Genomic DNA, 18,063 nt, shown 5'->3' with positions numbered 1-18,063 from the left:
CAGTCCTTTACATAATATTTCATGTTCCTTCTTTTAAGGTTTATAATTAACATGTCAGATTTTTGGGGTTACGTTTTACATTAATATTATATTTATATTAATTTTCTGTTATAATTAATTTTCTGTTATAATTAATTTACTACTAAATTACTATAATAGCAATTTATTAAGTAAAATATAGTAAATTATATAACTAATCATACCACATTAAATCTAATTTTGAGGTGATTAAATGGATAAAAATATATTTTCCGGTCTAGAGAATATGGGATTTGATAATATTGACCATATTAACATATATAACAAAGAAACTGAAGCCGTAAAAGAAAGCAAGGAAAAATCTTTTCTATACAATAAAGAGGTTACTTGCCCTGTTTGTAACCACGTATTCAAGGCTGCAACAGTAAAATCCTCTGCTTATAGAATGATAAAAAAAGACAGTGATTTTTTTATTAGGTACTCATTAATTAATCCTTATTTCTATGATGTATGGGTTTGTAATTCTTGCGGATATGCAGCTATGAAAACAGATTTCTATACTATACGAAGTATAGAAATAGAGCAAGTACAAAAATCTATATCAAGCAAGTGGCATGGACGAATGTACCCAGAAGTTTATGATGTTCATGTTGCTATTGAAAGATATAAATTATCTCTTTTAAATTATGTTATAACAAATGCAAAATCTAGTAAGAAAGCAATAAATTGCATGAAACTTGCCTGGATGTACAGGCTAATAGATACGCAGGCCTCTAGAGAAATCGAACTAGTATTTTTAAGCCAAGCTCTAGAAGGCCTTAGTGATGCATACTACGCCGAAGCATTCCCCATCTATGGCATGGATAAATACAGTGCTATGTACCTTATTGGAGAATTAAATAGACGCCTTGGACATACAGAAGATTCTTTAGTTTGGTTTAGCAATGTTATAACAACCCCTAATGTTAAACAAAATTTAAAAGAACTTGCACGAGACATGAAAGACCTAATCAAAGAAGAAGCTGCTGCCTTATTAGCCGATACTGATAATTCAAACAAATCTTCTACAGAAAACTTTGAACCATTAGAAACCACCAAAAAATCCAGTTTTTTTTCCAAATTGTTTAAATAATAATAAGGCACATAAAAATAAACAAGAAGTCAGTATACTCACATTTTCAAACGTGATTATTTGACTTGTTATTATCTTTGTGTGCCTCCGATTATTTAATAAGTTATCCACATAAACAAATTTATTGCTCTTAATTATACACATTGCATTAACTTATATTTTATTCTAATATTTTTAAAGGATCAAACTCTAAGTAGTCACAAGACGTTACTATATAATCAACGCCCTCTATATTTCCTTCATATAACCTATTTAAAGATGGCCCATGCAAGTGACCATAAATTACTTTTGAAACATTATATTCTTTTACTATACTGATAAGTTCAGTTTCCTCAAACTTATCCGTAGTAGGTGGATAGTGAAGCATTACAATAAATTTCTTATATCCACTCTTAATCGCTGCATCTAATGAAATTCTCAGTCTTATTAATTCTCTATTATATATTTTTTCATCATGAATAGAAAATTGTTTTGACCCCGGGCAATTCCATCCCCGTGTTCCACATATAGCAACATCATTATAATTAAAAAAATTGTTTTGAATGAAATTCATATCTTCATAGAGAGCATTAAGCTTCGTTATACCACTCCACCAATAATCATGATTTCCTTTGATAAGTATTTTTCTTCCTGGAAGCTTATGAATCCAATCTAAATCATCCATGCCCTCAGACATATGCATGGACCACGAAATATCTCCCGCAATTAGCACCGTATCATCTGGAGAAATTTTGTTAATCCAATTTTTTTTTATTTTCACATGATGATTGCTCCATTTTTCTCCAAATATATCCATAGGTTTATCTGAATTGATAGCTAAATGAAGATCTGATATTGCCCACAATGCCATAATATACCTCCTAATTAACTACACTATATTCTTTTTTTAGTTCTAATTCTTTTTCATCAATGCATCTATATCCATAACATAAGCAATGACCTTTGCTATTGCATCATATAATTCTACGGGTATTTCCGATCCTATATCAACATTTGAGAGCAAATTTGCTAATTCTTCATTTTGTACTATGGCAACCTTACTCTCCTGTGCAGTTCTAAGAATTTCATCTGCAATGTAACCTATTCCAGCTGCCGTTACTATAGGAGCATCATATCCATTTTCATATTTTATTGCAGTAGCTTTTTTTATCTTTTTCATTTTAACACACCTCATATGCTAATCGTCTTAAACACCTTAATTATATTATACTTTTATATTATACCTTTATATTGATTGCATTAAAACTTCTATCATTAAAAAATTCCCCACACTCTGCTAACGTAAACTCATTAATCTTATTATTTACATTAATACTAACTCTATAACTTAAACTTGATAAATCCTTAACTAACTTTTCCTTGCTAATATCCAAAACTTCAACAAAAATTTTATCGCAATTAATATCTATATTCATACTACTATTACTAATTTTAATATATGCATCAACTGTTCCCATATTTATTGTTTTTATACTAGTAGCAATCTTTACATTTGTACTATCAATCTTTTTACCTTTATTTCTATCATCTTTAATGATTAATTTAAGTTGATACTCATCATTTTTAACATTTATAGGCAGATCCAAATAATAATACTGCTGGGAAATAGAATTAAATACTTTTATATCATTAAGTTTTTGATTAAACATATCCATAACCTTTTCATAAGTCTCTGGTTTAAGATTAAGCTTATTTTGAATAATATCCTTAACTATATCTTTAATCTCACCTGTCTTTAATTTGATTTGATCCTTAATAAGTATATCCGTAGTTGTTTTTGCTATCTCTTTTTCCACGTTATCTATAACTTTTTTATCTATATCTGAAAAATTCAATTCTTTTTTTATCATATTTATAATTTCGTTAAGTGAATTGTTTTTACCATAACCATTAATCTTAGTGTTTGCAGAACTTTTATTATCTATTCTGCTTTCACTAACAATAACTTTATCCAACTTATTCAAAGGAATCTCTCCATTTTGATTTATATTGTCTAAATTCTTACCTCTAATCCCAATTTCTTTTGTGTTTAATTTGTCCTCTAGATTATCTATAATTTTATTACTATTATCTGAACTTATTTCTATATTTTCCATTTTTAAAATTTTGTCCACTAAAGTTTTAAGTTCTCCTTTATTAAAACTTCCAATTTGTAATTTCAAATTTTTGCTTGGTTCCAAATTTTTATCTTGCTGTAAATTTTCAACTTGTTCCAATTTTTTACCCTGTCCTAAACTTTCATCCGGTCCTAAACTCTCAATAGTAGAACTTGAAACTGTATGATTTATATCTAAATTTTTAAGTTCTTTATTTATTAGACTAACTACTTCTTTAAAATTATTACCAGACTTAGTATTTATAAATACTTCACTTGTATTTAATTTTTTTTCTAAACTGCCTATAAGTTTAGTACTACTATCTGGGCTTATTTTTATATCTTCCATTTTTAAAATTTTGTCCACTAAAGTTTTAATTTCGCTTTTATTAAAACTTTCATTTTGTAATTTAAAATTTTTGCTTGGTTCCAAGTTTTTATCTTGTTGTAAATTTTCACCTTGTTCCAACTTTTCACCTGATTCTAAACTTTCAATAATAGAACTTGAAACTGTATGATTTATACCTAAATTTTTAAGTTCTTTGTTTATTAGACTAACTACTTCTTTAAAATTACTATTATCAATTTTACTATCTATAAATGATTCCTCTGTACTAGTTCTTTCATTATTTTTAGCCATTGTAATACCATTCTGATTTTGACTTACTGCTGAAGGCTTTATCGACCCTTGCATATCTTTATTCTCTCCACTGCTAAATAGATAGTTGTTAATATCTTTTAAATTGTTATATATAGCTGAATCGCCCTTAAATAACTTTATAAAGCTTTCAAGATTTTCTTTAGTAAAACCAATATTATTTTCTTTAAATAATAATATCTCATCAACATTTAGGTTCTTTAAAACTACAAAAAAATCTTTTAAAACTTTTGTTATTTCATTTGCTTTAGCACTATTTGGATCAATGTTTCTACTTTCAATATATTTAGTTATAAAAGCATCCTCTTTTTCCCCATTTAAAGATATTTTCCCTTTGAAATCAACTAAGTTTTTTATATCAGTTATATTCTCCTTAGTTAGAGGCATATCATGTTTTATCATTTTTTCAAAAAGTAAAGCATCTGTTTTGTCAGTACTTAATGATTTTCCACTATGATTGTCTTTTAAAATGTCATTTTCTACGTTTTTACTATCCTCATATACTAGCTTTATTTTAAGCTTTCCCTCTTCGAATCCTTCTACTTCAAAATTCAACACACTACCGCTAGTCCCTTGTTCTAGTGGCTTATCTAGCTTAGCCGCAAATTGCCATCCATCTAATAATTTTAAATTAACTTCTCCTTTTTGCTGATCTACACTCACTATTCTTGCATTAAATTTCTCTCCAGCTTCGAAGGATATTTTACTAAAAGCTTTTTTAGCTAAAGGATTTTGCAAAATTGGATTATTGCTAATTATCGCCATAAGCCACCTCCCATTTGTTTAAGTTACTAATATTTAAAAAGTCATCAATATTTTATTATCGTATATAAACCATTTTTTTGAAGGGGATATTAATAATTTTCTATAAATATTAACTTTCCCTTCAAAATCAAAAGACAAAGCTAAAATATAAATTTTAACTTTGTCTTTTAGAGTGTTTTATTCAATGATCAATGAGTAATATTTTTTCTTTCCTTTTTTAATAAGTACTTTACCATCTTTGAAATCAGTATCTACTAGAGTTGCATTTTTATCTTCGATCCTCTTATCATTGATAGTTAATCCACCTTGTTCTATTAGCCTTCTAGCTTCTGCTTTTGAAGGTAATACTTTAGTGTAGACTAATATATCCATTAATCCTATACCTAACATGCTTTCTGGGATAGATACAGTTGGTACGCTACTCATATCAACTCCAGCACCAAACAATGCTTGTGCTGCGCTTTGAGCCTTCATAGCTTCTTCTTCTCCATGAATAAGTTTTGTGACCTCAAAAGCTAAAACTTTTTTAGCCTCATTAATTTCTTCACCCTTTAAAGCGCAGAGCCTCCTGATTTCGTCCATTGGTACAAAAGTAAGTAAGGATAAACATTTCTCTACAACTGAGTCTTCTATATTTCTCCAGTATTGGTAAAAATCATGTGGAGATGTTTTATCTGCATCAAGCCATAAAGCTCCATTTTCCGTTTTCCCCATTTTCTTGCCTTCACTATTTGTTAATAATGCACAAGTCATTCCATAAGAAGCTTTACTTTCTTTTTTTCTTATCAGTTCCATACCAGCAATAATGTTTGACCATTGATCGTCTCCACCTAATTGCATAGTGCATCCGTATTTCTGATTTAACATTAAAAAATCATATCCTTGCATAAGCATATAATTAAATTCAAGGAAAGATAAACCCTTTTCTAATCTCTGTTTATAACACTCAGCAGCTAACATCCTATTTACTGTAAAATGCACTCCTATATCCCTTATAAAATCCACATAATTTAAGTTTAATAACCAGTTTGCGTTATTTTCTAGTATTGCTTTATCATCCTTAAAATCTATAAGTCTTGAAAGCTGAGTTTTTATGCAACTTATATTATGATCGATTTCTTCCTTTGATAACATTTTCCTCATATCTGTTTTACCAGATGGATCACCTATCATCGCAGTTCCTCCACCAACTAATGCTATAGGTCTATGCCCTGCCCTTTGCATATGTGCCATAAACATCATAGCAATAAAATGACCAACATGTAGACTATCTGCCGTTGGATCAAAACCTATATAAAAAGTTACCTTTTCTTTCCCTAATATTTTCTTGATTTCATCCTCGTGAGTAAGTTGCTTTAAATATCCTCGTTCTAAAAGTGTATCATATACATTTTCCATGATTTACTCCTCCTTATTTTAATTTTACTTATTTTTGGGGATAAAAAAAACGCCCCCTATGAAAGGGACGAAATAATTTCCGTGGTACCACCCAAATTGATTTAACAATCCGCTTTTTCCTTATAACGTAAGGTCAACCCGTCTCAGCTTAATTTAAAAATAACTTTATTTCAGCTTAAAGCTCCAGAATGTAATTCACCATATTCATTAACTAGTTTACACCTACCACTAGCTCTCTTAATAATTCCTATAGTTACTTTTTTCTTTCATAGCTTTATATATATTTTTTTAACTTACATCTATTTAACCATTTATTACGTTTATTTTCAACTATTTTGCCATATATATTAAATATAAATTTAATATATAGACATTATTAAAGATAGGCTCAAATAAAATGCTTAACTCCTGGGAAAATAGACTTAAATGTATTATCATCTTTTGAATCCACAAATATTACTTTACCATACTTAATAAAATCCTTTTTCATTCGTGCAAATCCTTTCCCTGATTTTATAAATCTTTTTTTATCATCTAAAGCTATTAGCTTATCATATATCCACATGTTTCTTTTTAAATAATTCCGAGTATTAACTTCAGTTGAAAATAATAAATTACCGGGACTAATTACACTTACACTGCTGTAATTTACTACTATTTCAATTTCCTTATAGAATATAGTATAATCCCTATAAAGTATTGCATTCTTTACGGCTTCGTGAACTGCACTTATAGGATAATTTGATGGAAATATCTTTTTAAAATTTTCTTCTACTCTATCTAACATATCTAATAAATTTCCTTGCACAAGTATAACCTCATCAAATTTATCATTTATCTTATTTACTATCTTTATCATATTATGAGGCAAATAAATACTATTTATTGATGAAAATACCAATAATCCACCCAGAGTAACTACCCTTTTATTATAATCTCTTTCTATAAAAGTTATCCCTGCATTATCCATAAATTCTAACCTATTATTGTTATTTACTAAGATACGTTTATTTTCAAAATACTTATTGACAATATCAAAATTCAAACTATTAACGTCACTATTCATAATAGGTATAGTCTCAATATTAAGATTAAAATTTTCTTGCAAACAGGAAATTAATTCCTCTTTCCTCATTGTATCTGTTGTGGACCCCCGTCTTATGTAAAATGCACCATTTTCCCTTAATTGATAGGGCTTCTGACCACCATCATATATAGTTATAATTGCCACATTTTTGCTTTGATATACTATAAAATCTATGGATACTGGAATAGGTGGTTCACATCTCGAACTAATTATTTGCTGAATTTGTTCTTCTTTAAATTCATTGGCATCGATACCTATAATTCTTTTTGTTTTATCCTCTACTCCAATTATTATATATCCGCGTCCTCCACGAGAATTTGCTATAGCAGATACATCTTTAGCTAATTCTTTTTTACCACTTTCGATGAATATATCAATTTTTTGCTTATAATCTAGTTTTGTGCCCTCATCCCTTTTTAACAACATGTTAACTTTTTTTAAATCCATATATTTCACCCCAAATACGCTGTAATAATATACTATGTTTATAATTATAGAATATTCCAAATTATTATATTTATATTTTACAACAAAAGACGATGGAATACCATCGCCTTAATAAGGCAAAACAAATTATTGAAAATTCTTTTCATCACCTGTATTCATTATTTGCACTTCTACTTCAACTTTCAACTCAGTTTTTTTAATAATATCATTTGGAATTTTAATTTTTGGGTATTTATTGTAAAATTGTTCTGTTATATCAAAGATATCAATCCCCATCGTCTTGTACTTTGCAAATAGATTATTACAAGATTCTACAATATTTTTTTCTGATTGCTCTTCAATTTTAATTACATTTTTTTTTGTAAAAATAATCTTTTTTTGGGCTTCTGCAAAATCTACATTAACTTTAATCCGCTTTTTCAGGTGAATAACCTTACCATCATAATTTATCTCTGTCTTAGTTTTACTTTTTAAAATTTCTAATGCTATAAATTTGTTAATATCACAGGGGTTAGTTATTTCTAAAGAACCACTTGAGACTGCGTTCATTAAAAAGTTGAACCCCTGGCCTTCATTTGTTTCTATTATACCAACCATTTTATCGTTTTTAATCACCGCTCCACCATTTATTTCGAGTCTTGGCTCTAAATTATCTTTTGGAATATCTATTATTGTTACTACATTTGTTTTATCGCCCATGTTCCTTTGATTATAAAAATCATTAAGACTTAGTTTTAAAGATCTTGAAGATGAACCAACATTTTCTACAAGATGCATTATAAAAAACCCAATATATTTTTCTTGAGGAATGTTCATCTTTATGAGTTTCTCCGGATCTCCTAGATATATTGCAATATATGGCCTAATAAGAAGTTCTTGATCTCGATCTAAAAAATCTATATAATTTCCAAGACCACCTTCTGCGGCATTTTGGGTAAATATTATGGCCTTATTTTGCGTATAATTTAATTTATAACTGGAAGTAGAATTCATATTTCTTATAGCTTCAAACATTGTTTTCCCTTTTCCCTTAAATAAGATTCTCTCATCCACCCCTTGCGGTGTTCCCCCTCTTACCCCTTTATATGCTTCTGCATATATTATAGGATTACCATTACTATCCACATCTATTATTATACAAGTAACAAATAACAGTCTATTAATGTCTCTATAACTAAAACATGCTGACATGTTAATACAACTTATTATTAAGCATATTATAACTAGTGTTTTTTTATACTTACTCATTATAATCATCCTTATCAAAAATACTATTAGATATCTTGTTAAGATCTCTTCTATATAATACATCCTTAAATTTAAAACCCTCTAGTGTACCCATAGGAAATAAAAATGGATATCCACAGCTTTCTAGTCCCGCCATATGTGCTATAAAAATAAAGAAACCAATATAAAATCCTGGTAGCCCCAGAAGTGAGGAAAAAATTATTATTATTATATTCCATATGGATAAAGCCCCATAAAGCTTAGGCACTAAAAAAGAAGAAATGGACGAAAGTGCCACGATTACTACAGTACTTTGGGAAGCTAACCCTACTCCAACAACTGCATCTCCCAAAATTAAAGCTCCAACAATGCTCATTGCCTGGCCTATAGATTGTGGTAATCTTATTCCTGCTTCCCTAAGTAATTGAAAAAAGAAAGTCATTAATAATAACTCTATTACCGTAGGGAGAGGTACATCTGCTCTAGACATTGTAAACTTTATAGCAAGTACGGATGGAATAATTGAAAAATGGTACGTCGCAATAGACAAATATAAGCCTGATAGCATGCTAGCCGAGAAGAATGCAACCAGCCTCATAAGTCTTGATGCATTAGCAAAATACATATTTGAATAATAATCATCCGGTGTATGGAAATTATCTATAAAAAAATATGGTGCAGTAATTACAAAAGGTGTCCCATCTACTATTATTGCTATTTTCCCTTCTAAAAGCTTTGATGCCGCGACATCTGGCTTTTCGGTAGTACCTATTGTATCAAACATCGTATTCTTACTTTTTAATTCTTCTTCAATATAATTTGTGTCTAATATAAATTCTAATTTTATATTTGTTACCTTTTTCCTTATGTAATCCACAAGTTTCCTAGGTGCAACACCTTCTATATAAGCTATTACAACTACTGTATTTGATTTATTTCCTAAAAACAAAGGTTCAAATTTCAAATCAGGATTTTTTATTTTTCGCCTAATAAGTGATACATTATCTATAAAAGCCTCCGTAAACCCTTCTCTCGGTCCTTTGATTACATTTTCTGTAACTGGGATTCCAACACTTCGCCTTACATAACCCTTCGCTTCACAAAATATTGATTTATCTGCAAATGAAAATATGAGCACCAAGTCTCCAGATAAAATATGTACTATAGCCTCCTCATTACTATTAATATCCCCAATGCTATTAGCTGGTAATACCTCTTTTTTTATATACTCTAAATCTACAGTTGATATCTTATGTCTTATTAGAGGATTAAATATATATTCACTAATAAATTTGGAATCACATAAATCATCAATAAATATGCCACTTATTGTTCCTACATCACACTGTATCTCTCTATATTTAACATCATAACTATTTTTTAATTTTTCTCTAATGTAATTTATATCTGTTTTTCTCATTTTAATCACCTAATTTATTATCTGTCATGTTTAAGTTAATTATTCTGTAATTTTTTATTTTGGAGTTTAACATTTAATAAATCGGTAAATAATACTAATATATGTAAAGTTTTATTACTAATAATTATAGACTCAAAACAAATAGGAGGTGCGATAACAACATGGATAAGCTAAATACAAAACATTTAATATTCATAATTTGGGGAACCTCAATTGTAGCAATGAAAACTTATCCTAATATATTCATTGTAAATGGAGGTAGAGATTCTTGGATTTCAGTTATTATTGCCTCTATTATTCTATTTATTTATTTCATTTTCTTAATATCCGTTTGTAAAAAAACAAAATGTTATAATATGGACGAAATATACCACAAGGCACTAGGTAAAACTATGGGAAACATTTTTTTGATTTTATTTATCATCACTTTAATTGTAAGCTTAATAGAAAGCTCTTCTGTAGAAGCAAATGCCTTGCATGTAAATATGCTTTCAGATACTCCTGCTTGGTTCTTTCTGCTGTTTATAGTAATACCAGCCATTTATATAACAAAGAAGGGTACTAGAGCAATAATCATAGTTACTATTATCGCTATATCTCTCATAATGATGGCAGGAATAAACCTAGCAATCCTTACAGCTAAATATAAAAAGCTTAAATACTTACTGCCTGTAATGGGCAATGGCATAACAACTTCTTTTATTTTATCAGTTATAAAAGCACTTGGATGTTATGGAAGTATAGCCATTTCTATACCATTTTTGTCCAGAGTAATTAATAAGTCAAAAATAATAAAACATTGTGTCATTGCGTTATTGATTGTAATACAAATGGAGATTTTTGCAAGTATTGGTCTTTTAAGTACATTTGAGGTAAGTAGAGTCGTGAACATTGTTTATCCAAAGCTCATACAAACTCAGTTAGTTAGTTATTTTGATTTCTTAGAGGTTGGAGAATTTTTTGTAATGCTTCAAATGGTAGGTGGGTGGTTTATAAAATATGTATTAGCGCTAAACGCTATACTCATTTTATTAAAAAATCTTTCTTTTTTTAATAAATACATGATATACATTATTACTTTATTTGTATTCATAATTTCCTATTTCATTTCTGCTAAGGTACTATTACTATATAAATTTTTAAACCTTTACGTATATTTTTCTGTGCTAAGCTTCATATTAATACCAACAATAATTTTCAGTATATTCTACTTTAAAACAAAAATAAATAGTAAGACATTTAATCTAAAATAAGCCTTTATAATGTTTAGTTACTTTTTTAAATATACGTAAAAGAGGCTCAGAATTTATTATGTTCTGAGCCTTTTTACTAATTTATAAATCCATGCTTTTTATTATATTTAACAAGCGTTAATGATAATGGCAATGCAAGGGCAATACCAACTATAACTTGGCCGATATTGGGAGGTATATCCACAAATGCAAGTAGTGCATTATTAGTTGTTAGCTTATATACTATAAGGCCTGAAAGGAAATATCCTAAAACCATCCATACACCTGCTACTATAAATGCAAATAGATTATTCCACAGATTATCTGCTTTATATCCCTTCCTATATGCAATTATCGCTGTTAAGTATGCCATTCCTCCTTTTATAATCAATGTAAAAGGCGCCCAATAAAACCAGGGTGTTGATAAATCAAATAAGGTCATACCTAGTGCAGCGGATATAAAACCTTTTTTCTTTCCTAGTAATATGGCAGATAAATATACCATGCTATCACCTATATGAAATACAGCCTTATTCCCCACTGGTATTTTTATTAAATATGTAGCAATATATATAATAGCTGCCATGATTCCGATTTGTACTATATCAATAGTTTTAATAGATGTGTTACTACTTTCCATCATTCTCCCCCTAAAATTTAATTTTAAATTCTCTCTAATAACATTATATACAATATTAATTAGTTTTCAAATGTATCCATACGCTTCATAAGTTTAATTTTTTATATATATTGTATATACATTGCCGAAATACTAAATACTATATAATATTTAGTTATTTTGATAAATGGAGGTATTCATATGACTTTCTTACGATGGCTCGGTGGATTTGTGGTTTTATTTTGGTTAATGGGAGTACTTTTTAGTAAAGGTGGAAGTTTAATTAATATATTACTAATAGTTGCTGCAATTGTATTTATAATTGACATTCTATTTAGTAAAAGAAAAAATTTATAAAATTGAATACAAAAAGTCTCTTGAAATATTTTCAAGAGACTTTTCATTTTATTTATTTTTAATTAGGTTACCTAAAATACCCTGACATGACCCTAATCATTATTTTTACTAACATCCGATAAGATTAAACCTTTATTATGCTCTAATGCCCAACTAATACCCCAATCATTTTGGAATAATAATAGATCCCTATCCTTAAAATCTTTAACTAATCTAGCATCACTAGTTAAGTTAAGTTTTTCTTTATCTATTGTACTCTTTTCAATCCATCTTATATTTGTAAATGCTAACCTATCAATTTTAATATCTACATTATATTCATTTTTAAGTCTAAATTCTAATACCTCAAACTGAAGCACTCCTACAACTCCAACTACAATTTGTTCAATCCCTATATGTAGTTCCTTAAATACTTGGATTGCTCCCTCTTGAGCTATTTGTGTTACTCCCTTTATAAATTGCTTTCTCTTCATAGTATCAACAGTTCTCACCCTTGCAAAATGTTCTGGAGCAAAAGTTGGTATTCCTTCAAACTCAAATTTATTTGAGGACGAACATATAGTGTCTCCTATACTGAATATACCTGGATCAAAAACTCCAATAATATCTCCTGCATAAGCTGTATCTACTATTTCTCTCTCTTGCGCTAAAAATTGTTGAGGTTGTGCAAGTTTTATTTTATTACCACCCTGCATATGATAAACATCCATGCCTTTTTCAAATTCTCCAGAACAAATCCTCATAAAAGCAATTCTATCCCTATGAGCCTTATTCATATTAGCTTGAATTTTAAAAACAAACGCAGAAAAGTCTTTACTATAAACATCAATTTTTCCTATGCTCGAATTTCTTGGTAATGGAGGTGATGTTAATTCTAAAAAGCTTTCTAAAAATGGTTCAACACCAAAATTAGTTGAGGCACTACCAAAAAATACTGGGGTAAGCTCCCCATTAGCTACTTTCTCTAAATCGAAATCATCACCAGCTACATCTAGAAGTTCCATATCTTCCATAAGCTTCTTATATAAATCGTCGCCAATAAGCTCGATTGCCTTTTCATCGGAAGCACTAATTTTTGTTTCTTTAGCTTCTATTTGACCATGCTTTCCATCATCAAAAACAATAATTTCCTTTGTACGCCTATCATAAACGCCTTTAAAATCTACCCCGCAACCTATCGGCCAATTCATTGGATAAGATCTAATACCAAATTCATTTTCTATTTCTTCCATAAGCTCAAATATATCTCGAGTTTCTCTATCCATCTTATTAATAAAGGTAAAGATGGGTATCTCTCTTATGCTACATACATGGAATAATTTTCTTGTTTGTGCCTCTACTCCTTTTGCGCCATCTATAATCATTACTGCACTATCTGCTGCCATAAGCGTTCTATAAGTATCTTCACTAAAATCTTGATGCCCTGGGGTATCAAGTATGTTTATACAAAAATCTTTGTAATTAAATTGCATAACTGAAGACGTAACAGAAATACCTCTTTGTTTTTCTATTTCCATCCAATCAGAAACTGCATGTTTAGAAGCTTTTCTAGCCTTAACTGAACCTGCAAGCCTTATAGCGCCACCATATAATAATAACTTTTCCGTTAGTGTAGTTTTACCTGCATCTGGATGAGATATTATAGCAAACGTTCTTCTCTTTTTAATCTGTTTTATGTAATCCTCCAAGGTATCGCTCTCCTTTTTTTATGTTTTAAATTATGTAAATACATATATATATTCCTACAATCACTTGCTTAACTCCTAGTGATTCTAAAATTTCACCTATCAAATCTCTACCTATCAATTTTAGCTTTTATACACATATATGTCAACTAAGGTTGTACTTATAAATGGTAGAAGGATAAAATTATTTTTGGTGGAATTTATTTAAATATTACGAATATTATCCGACGTGAAAAAATAAATTGACTTACCTAATTTATTATGTTTATATTAGTATATAAGTTAAAACTTATATAAAACTTAATATTTATTTAGTTTTCTAGGGTTCCGCAGTTTATGACTGGCTGGTCCAAGAGAAAACGCACAGTTATCTGTGTTCACGGAAGGATAAAAGCCTGGGAGATATTATAATAATATTTCTTAAGGCTTTTTTATTTTACTCACTTTAAAATGATGCCACATAATATTATTATAATTGACCCCAAATATTGTTTCAGGAGGGAGTAATTATGGAATGGTTTTATTTAGTGGTAGCTGGAATTTTTGAAGTAGCATGGGCAATCGAGTTAAAATATTCGCTAGGATTCACGAAAATATTACCCAGTTTATTAACCATTATAGGAATGATTACAAGTTTTTATTTTTTATCGTTATCACTAAAAAGTCTGCCACTTGGAACTGCATATGCAGTTTGGACTGGTATAGGAACTGTTGGTACAGTGGTCCTAGGCGTTATTTTGTTTAAAGAGCCAATTAATATTATGCGTGTTATTTGTGTTGTATTAATTGTAAGTGGAATCATTGGCTTAAAACTGATAACGATAAAGTAGCAATTTGTGTAAGCTTTATACTAATCAAGTGCTAGTTATACCAGTAAAGGATTGTAGATAAAACCCAGAATAATACTTATTAATAAGGAGGAATTTTAGTGAAAAATTTTGTAATTGAAGATGATTTTTGGGGTTTATTCCCTAACGCAAAGATCGGGGTTGTTATTTGTCATGGAATAGATAACACCATAGGAAATAACGAAGGATACATTGATATGATTTTAAAGGCTGAAAAAGAAGCTTTAAAGTATTTGCAAAATGAAGAATTTAGCAATAACGAAGTAATAAAAATATGGAGAGCATCATTTCAAAAATTTAAAACTAAAAAGGGTGCTAGGTCATCTATAGAAGCATTATTAAAGCGAATTGATAAAGGAGATCATATTGGAAATATTAATCCATTGGTTGACATATACAATTCAATTTCATTAAGATACGCTTTACCCTGCGGTGGTGAGGATATAGACAAATTTAACGGAGATATAAGATTAACAAAAGCAATTGGAGATGAAGACTTTGTTCCACTTGGAACAGATAAAAATTCACCCCCTTATGAAGGAGAAGTTGTATATAAAGACAATGCTGGAGCGATTTGTAGATGCTGGAATTGGCGAGAATCATTAAGAACCATGCTCACTGAAAATACAAATAATGCTTTTTTATGTATTGAATTGACTGATGAAAAAAGACAAGTGGAATTTGATGATGCTTTAAAGGAATTAGAAACATTAGTAAAAAATAATTTAGGAGGAGAAACTCAAATTTCAATTTTAGATGCAAACAATAAGAATGTTCAAATTGATTAAATTAATTTAGGAGGGTTTATAAATGAGTAATTTTAGTTATAAGGATATTTATATTGAGGATGGTAAGCGGGTTCTTGAGATGAACATATTGCCCGAAAAGTATTGCAACTTTGATTGCATATTTTGCCCTATTGGAAAGTCACACAACAAAATAGACACACAACAAACATTTTCGGATATTTCTGAATCATTAAATGAACTGGAACATAAATTAGTGAGTAATGAAGTGGATTTGGTATTTATAAACTCTAAAGGAGAAGCTCTGGTTAATGATAAAATTGAAAGTGTCATTAATTTAGTGAAAAGTAAGGGATTGGCAGTAAGATTACTTTCAAACGGGTATATATTGGGTAGGGTTGAGTACATGAAAATAGCCAATAAATGTGATGAAGTAATTGGAGAAATAAAAACTATTACGGAGAAGGATTTTCAAAAGGTTCAACGCCCTATTGATGGTTATACCTTCCATGAGTATATCTCAAGTATGATTTCTTTCAATAAACAATACAAAGGTAAGTTTATATTAGAGATAACAATTCTCAAGGGATATAATGACAGCGAAGAAGCCATTTCCAGGTTAAAAAATATTATTGATGAATTATCACCAGACAAGATAATTATTGAAAGAATGAATGATGACAGATTTAAAGAGAAACTCGGAATAAGTGATGAAAAATTTCATGTGATTTCAAAGGCATTACTTGATAAGTAGCATGACATTATAATATAAAATAAAAATAACCGACTCTTCTTAAATAGATAAGTCGGTTTTTATATGCCTCTTTCCTTAATATTAGGTTACTTTTACTATTATCTAGGAATAAAACCTATTTTCTTTTGCATTTTTCTTAATGTCTTATTTGCAACATAGTTAGCCTTTTCTGCTCCTTTTTTATAAATCTCTTCTAGATATGCTTTTTTACCTATGTATTCCTTAATTTTAATCTGTATAGGTTCAAGCTCTGAAACTACTGCTTCTGCTACATCTTTTTTAAACTGAGCATAACCTTGCCCTTCATATTTAGCTTCTATCTCTTCAATAGACATCCCAGTTATAGTCATTAATATTGTCATTAAGTTTCTAACACCTAGTTGCTCATCATTAAACTTAACCACCCCTAGACTATCTGTAACTGCTCTATTTACTTTTTTTCTTATAACTTCTGGTGGGTCCATTATTAAAATAAATCCATTAACATTTTCTCCTGATTTAGACATCTTCTTAGCTGGTTCTTGTAAGTCCATTACCTTAGCTCCTGCTTTGCCTATATATGGTTCAGGTATTACAAATGTATCGCTATATGTTTTATTGAACCTCTCAGCTATATCCCTAGCAATTTCAAGATGTTGAAGTTGATCTTTTCCTACAGGTACTAAATTGGTTTGATATAATAAAATATCTGCGGCCATTAGCACAGGATAGATAAGTAACCCTGCTCCTATACTTCCTGCACTATTTTGAGATTTAACTTTATATTGAGTCATCCTGCTTAATTCTCCCATATAAGTAGAACAAGTTAAAAGCCAAGCTGCTTCACTATGAGCAGGAACATGTGATTGAATAAACATGGTGTTTTTCTCAGGGTCAATACCTGCAGCTAAGTAAATAGCTAATAATTCTAGAGTTCTTCTTCTCAAATCTTTTGGTTCTTGCTTTACTGTTATTGCATGTAAGTCCACCACACAAAAATAGCATTCATATTCATCTTGTAATTTAACCCAATTTTTTATTGCTCCTAAATAATTTCCCAGAGTTAAGTCACCCGAAGGTTGAATTCCACTAAATATTACTTTCTTATTATCTTCCAATATGATCATCTCCTAAAAATGTAAATAATGAACGAAAATAATATATTGATTCGAATGCAATTCACATCGTTAAGTAATTCTAAAATTAATTATTTTTACATCTGCTAAAAAACACAAACTCGCTATCCCCTTAGTATTCCTCATGGGCGCACAACAATTCTCAATTGTTATGTGCTCAAACATGTGTTTTTCTTTACGCATCTATAAATATAATTAATTATGAATTACTAAAACTTGCTCATATGCTTTCTACTCAACATCTAATTTTTTCATTATTTTAAGTGTGTTAAATAAAAAAAGCCCTATGGATAAATCCATAGGGCGAATATACACGGTACCACCTAATACTTAGAAACTATGTTAAGGCTTCTGCTCAAACAGATACACTACGATATCCTACCTCTATAACGTAAGGCTTACGTCAAGGACTACTATACTTCATCCTGAGTCTTAGAGACCCATTCAATTTAAACATAATTATCGTAATCACACCCTCTACGACTCTCTAAAAATTTGT

General features: G+C 29.5%; 16 protein-coding genes, 1 riboswitch and 1 other annotated feature. Of the genes, 6 read left to right on the top strand and 10 right to left on the bottom strand.

Translation table 11 applies throughout. The features are described 5' to 3' along the window. Window positions 1-232 precede the first annotated feature (232 nt). A complete protein-coding gene (locus LL038_RS22025) occupies window positions 233-1,111 on the top strand; it encodes a DUF2225 domain-containing protein (protein WP_216120768.1) in 879 nt (292 codons plus the stop codon). A 160-nt stretch (window positions 1,112-1,271) separates the two neighbouring features. On the opposite strand, the gene LL038_RS22020 is transcribed toward LL038_RS22025, so the two are convergent. The 7 genes from LL038_RS22020 to LL038_RS21990 form a co-directional block, all read right to left on the bottom strand. Then, complete coding sequence (locus LL038_RS22020; RefSeq protein ID WP_216120766.1) at window positions 1,272-1,961, bottom strand: metallophosphoesterase; 690 nt, start codon at window positions 1,959-1,961, stop codon at window positions 1,272-1,274. A gap of 42 nt (window positions 1,962-2,003) precedes the next feature. Continuing rightward, on the bottom strand, window positions 2,004-2,270 hold the full coding sequence (locus LL038_RS22015) for an EscU/YscU/HrcU family type III secretion system export apparatus switch protein (protein WP_216120764.1): 267 nt from the start codon (window positions 2,268-2,270) through the stop codon (window positions 2,004-2,006). A gap of 58 nt (window positions 2,271-2,328) precedes the next feature. After that, complete coding sequence (locus LL038_RS22010; protein WP_216120762.1) at window positions 2,329-4,629, bottom strand: hypothetical protein; 2,301 nt, start codon at window positions 4,627-4,629, stop codon at window positions 2,329-2,331. 177 nt (window positions 4,630-4,806) lie between these two features. Next, a complete protein-coding gene (gene tyrS / locus LL038_RS22005) occupies window positions 4,807-6,027 on the bottom strand; it encodes a tyrosine--tRNA ligase (protein ID WP_216120760.1) in 1,221 nt (406 codons plus the stop codon). A gap of 60 nt (window positions 6,028-6,087) precedes the next feature. Next, window positions 6,088-6,306: a binding site (T-box leader), on the bottom strand. A gap of 109 nt (window positions 6,307-6,415) precedes the next feature. Further along, complete coding sequence (locus LL038_RS22000) at window positions 6,416-7,561, bottom strand: helix-turn-helix domain-containing protein (protein WP_216120758.1); 1,146 nt, start codon at window positions 7,559-7,561, stop codon at window positions 6,416-6,418. 126 nt (window positions 7,562-7,687) lie between these two features. Further along, window positions 7,688-8,809, bottom strand: a complete 1,122-nt coding sequence (locus LL038_RS21995) for a Ger(x)C family spore germination protein (protein ID WP_216120756.1) — start codon at window positions 8,807-8,809, stop codon at window positions 7,688-7,690. Next, window positions 8,802-10,208: a spore germination protein gene (locus tag LL038_RS21990; protein WP_216120754.1), complete on the bottom strand. Its 1,407-nt coding sequence runs from the start codon at window positions 10,206-10,208 to the stop codon at window positions 8,802-8,804. The genes LL038_RS21995 and LL038_RS21990 overlap by 8 nt, the downstream gene beginning before the upstream one ends. 161 nt (window positions 10,209-10,369) lie before the next feature. Between LL038_RS21990 and LL038_RS21985 the strand changes: the two genes are divergently transcribed. Beyond that, the gene (locus LL038_RS21985) at window positions 10,370-11,461 is read left to right on the top strand and encodes an endospore germination permease (RefSeq protein WP_216120752.1); all 1,092 of its coding nucleotides are present in this window, start codon (window positions 10,370-10,372) and stop codon (window positions 11,459-11,461) included. A gap of 76 nt (window positions 11,462-11,537) precedes the next feature. On the opposite strand, the gene LL038_RS21980 is transcribed toward LL038_RS21985, so the two are convergent. Beyond that, window positions 11,538-12,080: an ECF transporter S component gene (locus LL038_RS21980; RefSeq protein WP_216120749.1), complete on the bottom strand. Its 543-nt coding sequence runs from the start codon at window positions 12,078-12,080 to the stop codon at window positions 11,538-11,540. Between the two features lie 180 nt (window positions 12,081-12,260). Here LL038_RS21980 and LL038_RS21975 point away from each other — a divergent pair, with 180 nt between their 5' ends. Continuing rightward, the gene (locus LL038_RS21975; RefSeq protein WP_162855532.1) at window positions 12,261-12,416 is read left to right on the top strand and encodes a DUF5670 family protein; all 156 of its coding nucleotides are present in this window, start codon (window positions 12,261-12,263) and stop codon (window positions 12,414-12,416) included. A gap of 92 nt (window positions 12,417-12,508) precedes the next feature. On the opposite strand, the gene LL038_RS21970 is transcribed toward LL038_RS21975, so the two are convergent. Further along, window positions 12,509-14,104, bottom strand: a complete 1,596-nt coding sequence (locus tag LL038_RS21970; protein ID WP_216120747.1) for a peptide chain release factor 3 — start codon at window positions 14,102-14,104, stop codon at window positions 12,509-12,511. Between the two features lie 305 nt (window positions 14,105-14,409). Further along, window positions 14,410-14,505: riboswitch (guanidine-I (ykkC/yxkD leader) on the top strand. Between the two features lie 105 nt (window positions 14,506-14,610). Between LL038_RS21970 and LL038_RS21965 the strand changes: the two genes are divergently transcribed. The 3 genes from LL038_RS21965 to LL038_RS21955 all read left to right on the top strand — a co-directional run bounded on the left by LL038_RS21965 (window position 14,611) and on the right by LL038_RS21955 (window position 16,449). Then, the gene (locus LL038_RS21965; protein ID WP_216120744.1) at window positions 14,611-14,931 is read left to right on the top strand and encodes a DMT family transporter; all 321 of its coding nucleotides are present in this window, start codon (window positions 14,611-14,613) and stop codon (window positions 14,929-14,931) included. A 98-nt stretch (window positions 14,932-15,029) separates the two neighbouring features. Then, window positions 15,030-15,737, top strand: coding sequence for a B3/4 domain-containing protein (locus LL038_RS21960; RefSeq protein ID WP_216120743.1), 708 nt, complete (start codon window positions 15,030-15,032; stop codon window positions 15,735-15,737). A 22-nt stretch (window positions 15,738-15,759) separates the two neighbouring features. Continuing rightward, window positions 15,760-16,449: a radical SAM protein gene (locus LL038_RS21955; protein ID WP_216120741.1), complete on the top strand. Its 690-nt coding sequence runs from the start codon at window positions 15,760-15,762 to the stop codon at window positions 16,447-16,449. Between the two features lie 98 nt (window positions 16,450-16,547). On the opposite strand, the gene trpS is transcribed toward LL038_RS21955, so the two are convergent. Further along, window positions 16,548-17,546 carry a tryptophan--tRNA ligase gene (gene trpS / locus LL038_RS21950; RefSeq protein WP_216120738.1) on the bottom strand — a complete coding sequence of 333 codons (999 nt, stop codon included), beginning with the start codon at window positions 17,544-17,546 and terminating at the stop codon, window positions 16,548-16,550. Between the last annotated feature and the right edge of the window lie 517 nt (window positions 17,547-18,063).

Source organism: Clostridium estertheticum (genome assembly GCF_026650985.1).
In the GTDB taxonomy this organism is placed as follows: domain Bacteria; phylum Bacillota; class Clostridia; order Clostridiales; family Clostridiaceae; genus Clostridium_AD; species Clostridium_AD estertheticum_C.
Note: the sequence above shows the minus strand (reverse complement) of the source record. Positions and strands in the feature narration are given on the sequence as shown.